At 42.0% G+C, this 12,286-nt stretch carries 11 protein-coding genes and 1 riboswitch; of the genes, 7 read left to right on the top strand and 4 right to left on the bottom strand.

What is annotated here, in order from left to right:
• Positions 1-24: 24 nt before the first annotated feature.
• On the top strand, positions 25-723 hold the full coding sequence (locus V7K67_RS15655; protein WP_334733635.1) for a Uma2 family endonuclease: 699 nt from the start codon (positions 25-27) through the stop codon (positions 721-723).
• Positions 724-983: 260 nt separating this feature from the next.
• On the opposite strand, the gene V7K67_RS15660 is transcribed toward V7K67_RS15655, so the two are convergent.
• The 3 genes from V7K67_RS15660 to V7K67_RS15670 all read right to left on the bottom strand — a co-directional run bounded on the left by V7K67_RS15660 (position 984) and on the right by V7K67_RS15670 (position 4,422).
• On the bottom strand, positions 984-1,604 hold the full coding sequence (locus V7K67_RS15660; protein WP_335167317.1) for an RNA-guided endonuclease TnpB family protein: 621 nt from the start codon (positions 1,602-1,604) through the stop codon (positions 984-986).
• Between the two features lie 146 nt (positions 1,605-1,750).
• On the bottom strand, positions 1,751-2,143 hold the full coding sequence (locus V7K67_RS15665) for a hypothetical protein (RefSeq protein WP_334709607.1): 393 nt from the start codon (positions 2,141-2,143) through the stop codon (positions 1,751-1,753).
• A 140-nt stretch (positions 2,144-2,283) separates the two neighbouring features.
• On the bottom strand, positions 2,284-4,422 hold the full coding sequence (locus tag V7K67_RS15670) for a patatin-like phospholipase family protein (protein WP_334733636.1): 2,139 nt from the start codon (positions 4,420-4,422) through the stop codon (positions 2,284-2,286).
• Between the two features lie 1,452 nt (positions 4,423-5,874).
• A riboswitch (adenosylcobalamin-variant (AdoCbl-variant) riboswitch) is annotated at positions 5,875-5,958 on the top strand.
• 1 nt (position 5,959) lies between these two features.
• Between V7K67_RS15670 and cobG the strand changes: the two genes are divergently transcribed.
• The 3 genes from cobG to V7K67_RS15690 all read left to right on the top strand — a co-directional run bounded on the left by cobG (position 5,960) and on the right by V7K67_RS15690 (position 8,974).
• Positions 5,960-7,516, top strand: a complete 1,557-nt coding sequence (gene cobG / locus V7K67_RS15680) for a precorrin-3B synthase (RefSeq protein ID WP_334733637.1) — start codon at positions 5,960-5,962, stop codon at positions 7,514-7,516.
• A gap of 124 nt (positions 7,517-7,640) precedes the next feature.
• Positions 7,641-8,267 carry a precorrin-8X methylmutase gene (locus V7K67_RS15685; RefSeq protein ID WP_334733638.1) on the top strand — a complete coding sequence of 209 codons (627 nt, stop codon included), beginning with the start codon at positions 7,641-7,643 and terminating at the stop codon, positions 8,265-8,267.
• A 2-nt stretch (positions 8,268-8,269) separates the two neighbouring features.
• Positions 8,270-8,974, top strand: a complete 705-nt coding sequence (locus V7K67_RS15690) for a precorrin-2 C(20)-methyltransferase (protein WP_334733639.1) — start codon at positions 8,270-8,272, stop codon at positions 8,972-8,974.
• A gap of 158 nt (positions 8,975-9,132) precedes the next feature.
• On the opposite strand, the gene V7K67_RS15695 is transcribed toward V7K67_RS15690, so the two are convergent.
• Positions 9,133-9,735: a transposase gene (locus V7K67_RS15695; protein WP_335167321.1), complete on the bottom strand. Its 603-nt coding sequence runs from the start codon at positions 9,733-9,735 to the stop codon at positions 9,133-9,135.
• A 419-nt stretch (positions 9,736-10,154) separates the two neighbouring features.
• Here V7K67_RS15695 and V7K67_RS15700 point away from each other — a divergent pair, with 419 nt between their 5' ends.
• From V7K67_RS15700 to arsC, 3 genes are all read left to right on the top strand, one after another.
• Positions 10,155-10,481 (top strand): ArsR/SmtB family transcription factor, encoded by a 327-nt coding sequence (locus V7K67_RS15700; RefSeq protein WP_334709613.1) that lies wholly within the window; start codon positions 10,155-10,157, stop codon positions 10,479-10,481.
• A 181-nt stretch (positions 10,482-10,662) separates the two neighbouring features.
• Positions 10,663-11,727, top strand: coding sequence for an ACR3 family arsenite efflux transporter (gene arsB / locus V7K67_RS15705; RefSeq protein WP_335167323.1), 1,065 nt, complete (start codon positions 10,663-10,665; stop codon positions 11,725-11,727).
• Between the two features lie 31 nt (positions 11,728-11,758).
• Positions 11,759-12,166 carry an arsenate reductase, glutathione/glutaredoxin type gene (arsC, locus tag V7K67_RS15710; protein WP_334733643.1) on the top strand — a complete coding sequence of 136 codons (408 nt, stop codon included), beginning with the start codon at positions 11,759-11,761 and terminating at the stop codon, positions 12,164-12,166.
• The last annotated feature ends 120 nt before the right edge of the window (positions 12,167-12,286 follow it).

Raw genomic sequence — 12,286 nt, forward strand, 5'->3', positions numbered from 1 at the left:
TCCGGCAACTCCAAGGATTGGCAAATGGTTAGAGAGTACTCAGCCCAGAGACATCTGCCTCCGCTTGAAAGTGGCGATCGCTTAACTCGCCCTGAATTTGAACGGCGTTATGCAGCTGCACCCCAGATCAAGAAAGCAGAACTGATTGAAGGAATCGTTTACGTGGCATCTCCCTTAAGACATGAGCAACATGGCAAACCCCACAGTCGAGTCATAACTTGGTTAGGAGTCTACCAATCATTGACTCCCGGTGTTGACTTAAGCGTTGAACCAACCGTCAGACTAGATTTAGACAATGAACCCCAGCCAGATGTAGTGCTGTTTATTGAACCAGACGCAGGCGGACAAACCCGTTTGAGCAGCGACGGTTACATTGAAGGATCTCCCGAATTGATTGTTGAAATTGCAGCGAGTAGCGTGGCGATCGATACAGGCAGCAAAAAGCAGGTTTATCGCCGTAATGGGGTGTTGGAGTACGTAATCTGGCAATCTTACGAGAATAAAATTGAATGGTTTTGCCTAATTGATGGCGGCTATCGATTGCTATCTCCTAGTGCAGATGGAATTATTCGCTCTCAGGTGTTTCCGGGTTTGTGGTTAGAGATCGAGGCGCTGTTAAACAATCAGATGGTGCGAGTGTTGGAGGTGGTGCAAGCGGGGTTGAAGTCACCGGAACATAATGCGTTTGTGCAGCAGTTGAAGAAATACACAAGTCTGAAATAGTTTACTCACTGAGTTTTCGTGTCAGTTTTATCCCACCCTAACCCTCCCCCTATGTATTGGGGAGGGAACTAAATTTCTGGCTTCCCCCCAATACATTGCCACTATCAATTCCAAACCACTCAGATTTATCTACATGAACGTAGTTTTGCGCCCACTGATTGAATATTTTCCCAAGAATATCAAAGTCTACTCCTATTAGTATCCGACGGGTCGTCGAGTAGGAAGGCACGCCATGTTTTTCAATTCTGAATTTTTGAACCTCACACCACTAGAAGTGGCGTGATTCCTGCTTCAGCGATCTCTGCCAGAATTGCTTCTGGACTAACGAGTTCTCCACAGGCGTTTTTTATAACCTCCGGCGTACCGACGGCGGTTAGTAATCTCAAGCCTTCGCTTAATATATTGAGTGCTGCGTTTTTATCCCTCAAATTATAGCTATTGCAACTAGGGCAAGACCATTCACGCAAGTTTAAATCTTTAACCAACGGGTTAACAAAACCACAATGATTACAAGTCTGAGATGAGGGGTAAAATGTACCGACTTTCTGCACAATTCTGTCATGCCGCATAGCTTTGTATTCAAGCATGGCGACAAACTTTGACCAGCTAGCGTCTGAAATACTCAGGGCTAATTTATGATTCTTCACCATATTGGCAACTCGCAAATCTTGTCTACGACACGCTCCGCGAACAATACAGATAATGCTGTTTTCTTTGATTAGACGAGTTGACAGCTTGTGCAGAAAGTCATCTCTCAGATTGGTAATCCGTTCGTAGGTACGAGCCAGCTTGATTTTCGCTTTGACTCGAAAATCTTTTACTTGCCGTAGTTGTTCAATCAGATTTGCACCCATTGTTTTCATCCCCTCGACGCTTGTCATTTTACATCTTTTAGGGGATGAAACAGCCCTAGCCCTGCCCTTGGTAAGGGGATTAAGGGGGGTAATTCGACTTGTGCGTACACTGTAGGCTTAAGAGAGAGGAGGTGGCAGCCTCCCAGAATGGATTACCAGTCAGGGCAGTAAAATTACTCCTCAACGATTTCAATTGTTTTTGGCGGCTGAACTTCGTCAGTATCAATAATAACTTCTGGGCTAAGTTCATTTTTCAGTTTGAGTTTTAGCTCCTCTGAAATGGGTAAATCTTTAATTTCTTTCAGGAGGAATCTCACAGATTCGGTTTTACTACGTTCTGTATAGATGGCTTTGAGAACAGCTTCAATTCCATATCCCGCTACAGTATCCCCTACAACCGTTATCAGACCGAGTATTCCTATCCCTCCAACAATGCCAAAGGGCCCTCCTAAGGCTGTGAGGGCAGCAACAACAGCAGCATTACTACCTGCTGATGTGACTGTTAAAATCACGAGAATTATGCCAGGAAGACCCAGACCAGCAAGTTTTTTAACGATTTCGTCCATTGTAATTACCTAAAATCCTTTTTTTCTTGGTTAAAACAATTAGTCATTGGTCATTGCCCCAGTCCCCAATCCCCAGCCCCCATTCCGACCTATTGAAAATTACTGGTTCCACTCCATTATCATTTAGAAAAGCTCAGAATTTAGGCTAATAAAATACTAATCAACTCATCGATCTCTTTACTTTTTTCCTGAATGAGTGTATTGGCTAAAGTTTGTAACTGCCGCAGATTTTCTGGTTTGGCATTATCTATGGCTTCGAGTTCAGTTTTTAAGAACGTTTGGAATCGATAATAAGAAGTTTGCTTACCTTTATTATTAGCCTCAAACAACCGTTCTAATTCTCCAGCTACTACTTCACTGCCACCGTCAAGCACAATATTTAACAGCGGTTTTGCCCATTGCAATAGTCCCCATTTTTTAACTTCGTCATAAGGGTAGATACTCGTCAGGGAACCAGTACCCAGGGATACTACCAAGATATCTTCTGTATTCAGGACTTGTTTATTTTCTTGTCTACTAATTTGCGCTTCTAAAATAGCCAAATTAGCAGGATTATTCGCGATTACTCCACCATCGACTAAAGTATAGAAGCCATTGCTATTATGAGAACTTGCAACGCGATAGGGAGCAAAATAAGTCGGAGTTGCACTAGTTGCCAATGCCGCATCTGTGAGGGTAAAACCTGAAGATAACTTGCGGAATTTTTTCGATTCTGTCTCTTGCTTTTCGATTTTGTTGGTAAAGAATATGGGAATTCGCTGCTCGATATCGTAGCTAGTTACAAAAACTTCTTTGAGATTATTTTCTAGAGGAGTGTCGCCAAAATATTGTCTGATAATTTCTTCTCTGCCTTCAGAAGAATATTTTGGTTGGATGAATATATCTTCTAGCTGACCGAGTATTTGTTCCCAGAATGGCTCGTAAAATATCTCAGCCCCATACTCAAGATATATTTGGACGAGATCCTCGGCGCTGTATTGGGCGGTAGGTGAGCTATCAGTGGAATCTAAATTCAATCGGGGTTTGGTTAATCCGAGTGCCAGAATTCCGCCGCTGGAAGTGCCAGAAATTAAATCGAACAAACTAAAAATCTGCTTTTGTGTCCGCTTTTCAATTTCTGCTAGTACCAGGGCTGGGATAATGCCCCGAATACCGCCGCCATCAATAGCAAGGATTTTATATTTGGGATTAGCTTTCGTATTCATAGTTTTTTGCGATCGCTCCTGAGTTAATATTTGTGGTTGTTCTTGCTGTTGGATATTGACTGCAACTGTTTCAGATTTCTCCTCTTTTGGCTTCGTAGTTTGAAGGCTTGCAGATTTTTCGCTCTGTCTTTTCGTCCCTTTTTTAGCCTTTGGGTTTACAGTTGTGGCTTGGATTGGGATGCCAGTTTCTACAATTGGCGGAACTTCAACGGGCGCTTGCTGCAACTCGACTTCACTGACAGCAATTACTTCAACGGAGATAACTTCTGCAACGGGCTGACTTTCTTCCACCAGCACGACAGTTTCCCTAGGGTTTCCCTCCTCGGCACTACTCGCTATGCGATCTTGTCTCTCACTCTCGTTCGATGATTGTGTAATTCCAAACGGAAGTTGTCCTAAATCCCAATTCGGATTCCCACGCAAGTTTCCATCATAGCCATTTACAGTCTGGTCTTTTACAGTTGTTCCTTGTCCTTCGTTTAATGCCCAGTAAGCGACTAATCCTTGTTCATTTCCAACTAGAGGCTGATAGCGATGTCTCTGGATTTCCACTGGAGGGCAGGGATAATTCCAGATGCTAATGTTAGCTAATTGACCTGTGAAAAATATGTTGTTGTGTAAAGTCGCGCCTAGAGTCACAGAACTAGTTGCTTTGTTTAAAGAGTCACCTGTAAAATGGCTAAAATACTCATGATCATCAAGATATATGCTCAGTTGACCTTTATTAAAAACAATGGCAAAGAAGTGCCATTGTCCGACTGTTAATTCTTCAGTGCCAAAAGTTTTAATTTTCTTTTCAACAGTTTCATCAATGAATACATCTAGGTTCCCTGATTCACTGATGCCGAACTCAAAATTATCACTATATCGATCTGAAGAACGGGCAAAAAAAACATTGCGCGTCCCATAAGTAGTAGCTTTATTTGTGAGTTGATGAGGATTTATCCATCCCGAAATCGTAAAAGCTGAACTTCCCTGAGCAAAAACACCAGCAAAATCGTTTTTGCCAAAATCTATGTAATCATCTTGACCATCAAATGTTAGAACTGATTGGCTATATACCTGGTTTGTCATAAGATTTTAATCTCCAAATAAGATAATTTGTAATTTGTAATTTGTAATGACGCCTGTGGAATCGCTACCGCTACGCTAACGTAATTCGTAATTAATAAGTTGTTTTTTATAAAAACTAGAGCTTGTTGGTAAATCTTTTGAACGACCTCTGTTAAACGTCTTTTTGCTAAAATTAGGCAATTGATGGAAAATTAGTATTTTTTTAGAGCTAAAGATTAATTTTTTAACTTAGATCAACTAGCTTTTTTAAACAACGTACTTTCATACTTGTCGGTTAAGGAAAAAAGGGAAATAAAAACCTTTAACCTATAAGATAAACCCAATTACGAGTTAAAAATACACAAAGCGAGTAGTATTGCAATTTGCTTAATCTAGACTCTCAAATAATCTCAGCTTTATCAAGAAAATGCAATAGCAGATAAGACAATCTAAGTAGACAGTTAAGACAATCTAAGTGGACAGTTAAGACATTTAAGATAGTTAAATGGACAATTAAGACAGTTAAGACAGTTAAATGGACAAAATCTTTTTTACAAAACTTAATTACGTTAGTGTAGCGGTAGCGAGTCCGCTTACCCCTGCGGGGAAGCAAGCTACGCGCAGAGTCTTGTAGAGAGCGTCATTACGAATTACGAATTACGAATTATTTTAATATTCCCCCTGTTTGTGTAACAACGCTAAAAATAGGGGGAAACCCATTATTCCAACTGTGCCCAAATTCCTTGACAGCGTTCTATGACTAGCCCCTGAAAAACTGATTGAGTTGATGGGTGAATATCTATTTTGTACAGATAGAAAATACCTGTAGGACTTTTAAGATTTAACTCTCTTCGGGTAAGAGATAATACTTGTGCGCGATGGAGTTCCACAGATTGAAGTAAACCTATATAACTCAAATTACGTAAAGCTAATTGACCATTTTTAGTAATATATATGGCAATACGCTTGGGTTAAGCATTTCCTTCTTTTCTCTGCGTCCTCTGCGTCTTCTCTACGAGACGCTACGCGTTCACGCAGTGTCTCGCAGAGAAGGCGGTAGCCTGTGGCAAGCCCTTCTCTACGAGAGGCTGCGCCAACGGGTTCGGGGGTGACGCTCCTAACGTCGCTAACACAATCGACGGGAACCGCCAAGACTGCGACCCCCTCACCGCTTTGCGTCTACGTTAAAAATTTGACTTTGATAACAGAGTTTTAGCCTTAACCCAAGCGTATTGAGACATAGCCGAGACCCTCATTTTTCTTAGATATTTTTAGTCTCGGCGTTTTTTTGTGCCTTTTTTACTCATTCTCAATTAATTTTAGCGATCGCAGTGGAGTGGCTGAAAGAAAAGAAAGATAAATAAGTAATTTCTTAAATTACCAGTAAGATTTATGTCGATGATAGTGTAAGATAATTGTTCAGATGATGTCTGGCTGATGTCTATAACCTAAACAAAATCTAAATTACTAAAGCTGAGAGTTGGGAAACTCCGGTGAAATTCCGGGACTGTGCCGCAGCTGTGATGGGATCGCTCAAGTCAGAATGCCAACTCTCAGGATGTCCTCAAAACACACTCACCGTCTACTCCCTGCGTTGCACGGGGAAGGAGTTCTCAGTTTGCTTTCTGGATTTGCCACTTGTCCTGGCTTATTTTATGCTACACCCGCCGCAGATGGTATATTATCTCGTATTAGAATACCAGGTGGAATTATTAGTAGTCAGCAGTGCCGTGCGATCGCAGATATAGCAGACCAGCATGGTGGCGGCTATATAGACGTGACTAATCGAGCTAATCTACAAGTTCGTGAAATCCGCACAGGGATAAATGCTGAGGTTCTGAAGTACCTACAGCTTATGGGATTGGGTTCTAGCAATACTCTTGTAGACCAAATCCGGAATATTATGACCAGTCCAACTGCTGGTATCGATCCCCAAGAATTAATCGACACTCGCCCTTTTGTGCAAAGTTGGGATCACTATATTGCCGCACATCCAGCGCTTTCGGGACTTTCGGCAAAATTTAGCGTTTGCTTTGATGGTGGTGGGATAATTCGAGTGTGCGATCGCTTGAATGATATCTTATTTGCTGCTGTCTTAGTCAAAAGTGACGTTTATTTTCGCCTCTATCTCAGTGTCGGAGAGAAGGGCCAACCGCCCTGCGATATGGGAATTTTGTTATCACCAGAGGAATGTTTGCCCGTCTTGGCAGCATTGACAGATGTCTATCTAGCTTATAGTCATACTAAGAGTAAGCGGCGGCTACGTCTCTTAGAGTTATTGAATACTTTGGGTTGTGAAAATTATCTCCAAGAAGTTGAACAGTGTCTACCTTTCCCGCTTTTATGTAGTGAAACAAGAAAAGACCTAACCCCCCAACCCCCTTTTCTGCAAGGGAAGGGGGAGAATTATCAGCATATTGGCATCCATCCCCAACGTCAGCCAGGCTTATTTTACATTGGTGTTGTCTTGCCCCTTGGCCGATTGGAGAGTAGACAGATGCGGGGTTTGGCAGATTTAGCAGCAAAACACGGTAGTGGAACTCTCAGGCTAACCCCTTGGCAAAATTTGCTCCTTACAGATATTCCTCAGCAATGGGTTGCTGATGTCCAAAGTGAAATTGCTTTCTTAGGATTAGATTCCTCTGCAACCAACATCAAAGGTGGATTAGTTGCCTGTTCTGGAAAAAAGGGTTGCGCCGCTTCTGCTACAGACACTAAAAGTCATGCGTTGGTATTAGCAGAGTATCTTGAAACTCGCGTTACTCTCGATTGCCCAGTTAATATCCACTTTAGCGGCTGTGAAAAATCTTGTGCCCAGCATAGCAAAAGTGATATTACTCTCCTCGGTGTCAGCCTCAATGCTGACAATGAAACTGTGGAGGGCTATCACATTTATGTTGGTGACAACAAGCAGAAATTCGGACGTGAACTATATCAATATGTAACTTTTGCCCAACTACCTGCATTAATAGAGCGGATGCTATGTGTATATAAAATTCAACGCTTAAATTCTGATGAGTCATTTGGGAAATTTGCTAATCGATATCCACTAGCCCAATTACAGCAGTTATTTAATAAATACTTAGAATATAGAAGCACAGATAAATACAGATGATTGATTTCTCCGTTTCTCTTACTCTGTGTTCTCTGCGACTCTGCGGTTAATTAAATTAAGTATTTTCCCGGTGGAAACAAAGTATCTATATTAACTAACAAATCAATCCAAAATCCAAAATTGAATGCCCGAATATATCCGAGATGCCAACGAAATTTACCGTCATTCTTTTGCAATCATCCGGTCAGAAGCGAATCTAGATGTGCTGCCGCCAGATGTAGCAAAAGTTGCTGTACGTCTGATTCATGCCTGTGGAATGACGGATATTGTCACAGACTTAGGATATTCACCAACAGCAGTGCAATCCGCAAGGTTAGCACTAGCAGCCGGAGCGCCAATTTTATGCGATTGCCGGATGGTTGCTGATGGCGTTACTAGGCGACGGTTGCCTGCAAACAATCAAGTTATCTGCACTCTCAACGAGCCAGAAGTGCCAGAAATTGCCCAGAATATGGGTACTACAAGATCGGCAGCAGCTTTAGAATTATGGCGATGGCACCTAGAAGGATCGGTAATTGCAATTGGCAATGCCCCCACAGCACTGTTTAGGCTGTTAGAAATGCTCGATGCAGGAATGCCCAAACCTGCGATTATCTTAGGCTTTCCAGTGGGTTTTGTCGGTGCAGCCGAATCGAAAGCAGCATTGGCAGCAGACAGCAGAAATGTACCATTTTTAACCTTACACGGTCGGCGCGGTGGAAGTGCGATCGCGGCAGCAGCAGTAAACGCCCTGGCAACGGAGGAAGAATGAATATGAAACCCAAAGGTCGTCTCTATGGAATTGGTGTCGGCCCTGGCGATCCCGAATTATTGACTCTGAAAGCGCTGCGGCTATTACGTGCGGCTCCTGTGGTAGCTTATCAATCAGCCACAGATAAAGAAAGTATTGCTAGAGCGATCGTGGCGCAGTATCTTCCCGGAAATCAAATTGAGGTGTTATTTCATCTCCCCCGCGCCTTGGAACCAGAAAAGGCAAAATCTATTTATGACCAGGAAATTCAACCAATCGCTGACCATTTAGCAGCCGGTCGAGATGTTGTGGTACTGTGCGAAGGCGATCCATTTTTCTATGGTTCCTTCATGTACCTGTTCACACGGTTATGTGACCAATACGAAACAGAAGTTGTCCCCGGAGTTTCCTCACTAATGGCTTGTCCAGTAGCCTTGGGTGTACCTTTCACCTATTACACCGATATCCTCACAGTTCTACCCGCCCCATTGCCAGCAGAAGAACTAACTACACATCTGCTGATGACCGACGCCGCCGCAATTATGAAGCTAGGTCGTCACTTTACCAAAGTACGGGATATCCTGCATAAATTAGGGCTAGCATCACGAGCAAGATATATTGAGCGGGCATCAACATCACAGCAACGCATCATACCCCTAGATGAAGTTGATCCAGCTGAAGTACCATATTTCTCCATGATTGTGATTCCCACTAAGAATCGACTATAAACCAATACAGTTGAGTTAAGCATTTCTTCGTTATCTTTCTTTTTTTAATTTTGCGTACCTCAAAATATCTGTTTTACCAGCACAAAACGCACAGGCATTAGACGCGATGAATCGCGTCTCTACAAGGGTTAATGGGGTGGGTGTTCGTGATCACTTTCTCAATTGATTGGGTTATTGATAATATATTGTCTAATTTGATCGAGGGCAAATTCATTACGAATTATGTTGTCATGAAACCTTGCTTGCCATCTAAAACCTTCATATATTTGATTAATTTCAAATGTACATCGTCCTTTGTACCACCTAACAATTTTAGAAAGGGAATTTTTAGACAACATCGGATTAAATAACCCAGTAACCCCACCCCCCCTTGTAGAGACGCGATGAATCGCGTCTTCTTCCCGATTCATCGCGTCTTCTTCCTGTGTTCGTGAATTCATCGCGTCCTCTTCTCGTATTTGATTAATAACCAAAATCCCATGAATATGATTAGGCATGACGCAAAACGAATCTATCTGGCAATGAGAAAAATGATTAGGAATCTCGTACCACAATTTATGAGCAATTTCTCCAATTAGCGATCGCTGCATTTCACCCTGCACAACCTCACCAAAAAAGCATTTTTTACCGTTGGTGCAAATAGTAATGAAATATCCAGCATTACTAACATAACTCCATGCCGACAAACGGGTTGAATCAATTCGATATTTACCTTTGTATTTAGGTTTGTTGTTTTCTGGTTGAGGATCGTAATGATTCATGGTTACATCTTTGATTTATACAAAAATTTATGCAATTATTGCTTTGCATTGATGTAATTGCCAACCCAAAAAACTCGGAATTATTTGCGCTATGTAAATGATGGGAAGGAAGAAGACGCGATGAATCGCGTCTCTACAAGGGGGGCGATCGTTTTTGCGATCGCATTTCCATCCCGGTCAAAATATCTGTTTGAATAGGGGCGATCGCATAGCCTTGTAGAGACGGCGATTTATCGCGTCTCAAAAACCGAACCTGATACCCGATTCATCGCGTCTTCTTCACCCTACCGCAGAATCAAAAGCAGCTTCTACACAGACAGCATAACGACCAACAAGTTGGCATCATTCATGATGCAATGATGCCAATTGCTTTGCGATGATTTAGACCTTACCATAAATAAATACTTCAAAAAAAATTGATGGCTCCTAATAGCACCTTCACTCCTCAGACGATCGCGGCTGGCTTTCATGCCCTATCTGACCCCCTACGGATTCAGGTCTTAGAACTGCTGCGTTCTCAAGAACTATGCGTCTGTGACCTGTGCGACCACCTGGGAACCACTCAGTCTAAACTGTCTTTTCACCTCAAAACCCTGAAAGAAGCTGGTTTAGTTCGCGCTCGTCAAGAAGGTCGCTGGATTTACTACAGCCTCAATCTGCCGCAGTTTGTTGCCCTAGAGCAGTATCTAGCAGAATTCCGCCGCTTTAGCCCAATATTACCTACTCGTCCCCCCTGCGAGACTTAAATATTCATCAACTTTTTTTGTAATATTTTGTTTAATTTTAATTAAATAGGAATTGACAAATCAATTTTTTTTGAAATGATGGAGATATACTCTTGATATAACTCACGAATTTTAGATTTTAGACTGAATAATCCAAAATTCATGCTCAAAGCTCCTGCATTCATGTATGGGGTTAATTGTAATGAACAAAAAGACTTCAAAACGCCTCTCCTTTATTGATCGCTTCCTAACCTTGTGGATTTTTTTAGCAATGGCAATCGGTGTTGGTCTGGGCTATTTCTTTCCAGGAGTAGAAGCCTTTATCAACCAATTCCAAGTAGGAACAACCAATATACCAATTGCCATTGGGTTAATTCTGATGATGTATCCGCCCCTAGCCAAGGTACGGTATGAAGAATTAGGGGATGTATTTCGCAACGGAAAAATTCTTGGTTTGTCACTAATTCAGAATTGGATTATTGGGCCAATTTTGATGTTTGCTCTGGCGACTATTTTCTTACGCGGTTATCCAGAATATATGACGGGATTGATTCTGATTGGATTAGCCCGATGTATTGCAATGGTAGTTGTGTGGAGTGATTTGGCACGAGGAAATACAGAGTACACGGCTGGGTTGGTTGCCTTCAATAGCATCTTTCAAGTCATCTTTTATAGTCCTTATGCGTGGTTCTTCATCACTGTACTGCCGCCACTATTTGGGTTACAAGGCAGTGTTGTTAATGTTAGCATTGCCGAGATTGCCAAAAGTGTGTTTATCTATCTTGGTATTCCCTTTTTAGCTGGATTTTTAACTCGTTTTTTTCTAGTAAAAGTGAAAAGTAGGCAGTGGTATCACGAAGAATTTGTGCCTAAAATCAGCCCCATCACACTGATTGCTTTGTTATTTACAATCGTGGTGATGTTCAGCTTAAAAGGGAATTTGATCGTTCAGATACCTTTGGATGTAGTGAAGATTGCAATTCCGATGATCATCTACTTCGTGATCATGTTTTTGGTCAGCTTTTACATGGCTTGGCGGATTAAGACAGATTATTCTAGAGCCGCAAGTGTGGCGTTTACAGCCACCGGGAATAATTTTGAATTAGCGATCGCAGTGGCGATCGCTGTCTTTGGCATTAATTCGGGTGTTGCTTTTGCCGCCGTTGTCGGGCCTCTGGTGGAAGTGCCTGTATTGATTGGTCTGGTTAATGTTGCTTTCTGGTTTGAAAAACGTTATTTTTCGCCATCTGAATCGAGAACATTTTAAATTTACTCAAATTATTTGGAGGAGTTGAACCATGAAACGTGTAATGTTTGTCTGCAAAAAGAATTCTGCCCGTTCCCAAATGGCAGAAGGTTTTGCTAAAACTATTGGTAAGGGAAAGATTGAAGTAATTAGCTCTGGCTTAGAAGCAAGTCAGGTCAGACCAGAAGCGATCGCCACCATGAAAGATGCAGGTATTGATATTAGCCATCAAACCTCGAAAGCTTTGAGTGAATTCAAATCGGAGAATTTTGATGTAGTGATTTCGTTGTGTGGGTGTGGTGTGAATTTGCCTCCAGAGTGGGTGACACGGGAAGTATTTGAAGATTGGCAATTGGATGATCCAGCAGAGCAACCGGAAATTTTTCCTCGTGTGCGGGATGAAATCAGAGAACGGGTGACTCGCCTAATTGAATCTCTGCAAGTTGCATCTGTTGGATGAAGCTAAACCGACTGGGAGCAACATCTTATAGATTGGATAGGGAGTAAGGAATATGGATGAAGATTGGTGGAAGAAGTTAAAGTCTGAAACGATAAAAGATAGGCTACCAGGGTTATTGAT

It is taken from the genome of Nostoc sp., assembly GCF_036917155.1.
Classification (GTDB): Bacteria; Cyanobacteriota; Cyanobacteriia; order Cyanobacteriales; family Nostocaceae; genus Nostoc.

Excerpts from the sequence above, each read along its gene's own strand:
- V7K67_RS15655 (WP_334733635.1), top strand. The coding sequence starts at position 25 with ATGGTTAGAGAGTACTCAGCCCAGAGACATCTGCCTCCGCTTGAAAGT.
- V7K67_RS15660 (WP_335167317.1), bottom strand. The coding sequence starts at position 1,604 with ATGACAAGCGTCGAGGGGATGAAAACAATGGGTGCAAATCTGATTGAA.
- V7K67_RS15665 (WP_334709607.1), bottom strand. The coding sequence starts at position 2,143 with ATGGACGAAATCGTTAAAAAACTTGCTGGTCTGGGTCTTCCTGGCATA.
- V7K67_RS15670 (WP_334733636.1), bottom strand. The coding sequence starts at position 4,422 with ATGACAAACCAGGTATATAGCCAATCAGTTCTAACATTTGATGGTCAA.
- cobG (WP_334733637.1), top strand. The coding sequence starts at position 5,960 with ATGTCCTCAAAACACACTCACCGTCTACTCCCTGCGTTGCACGGGGAA.
- V7K67_RS15685 (WP_334733638.1), top strand. The coding sequence starts at position 7,641 with ATGCCCGAATATATCCGAGATGCCAACGAAATTTACCGTCATTCTTTT.
- V7K67_RS15690 (WP_334733639.1), top strand. The coding sequence starts at position 8,270 with ATGAAACCCAAAGGTCGTCTCTATGGAATTGGTGTCGGCCCTGGCGAT.
- V7K67_RS15695 (WP_335167321.1), bottom strand. The coding sequence starts at position 9,735 with ATGAATCATTACGATCCTCAACCAGAAAACAACAAACCTAAATACAAA.
- V7K67_RS15700 (WP_334709613.1), top strand. The coding sequence starts at position 10,155 with ATGGCTCCTAATAGCACCTTCACTCCTCAGACGATCGCGGCTGGCTTT.
- arsB (WP_335167323.1), top strand. The coding sequence starts at position 10,663 with ATGAACAAAAAGACTTCAAAACGCCTCTCCTTTATTGATCGCTTCCTA.
- arsC (WP_334733643.1), top strand. The coding sequence starts at position 11,759 with ATGAAACGTGTAATGTTTGTCTGCAAAAAGAATTCTGCCCGTTCCCAA.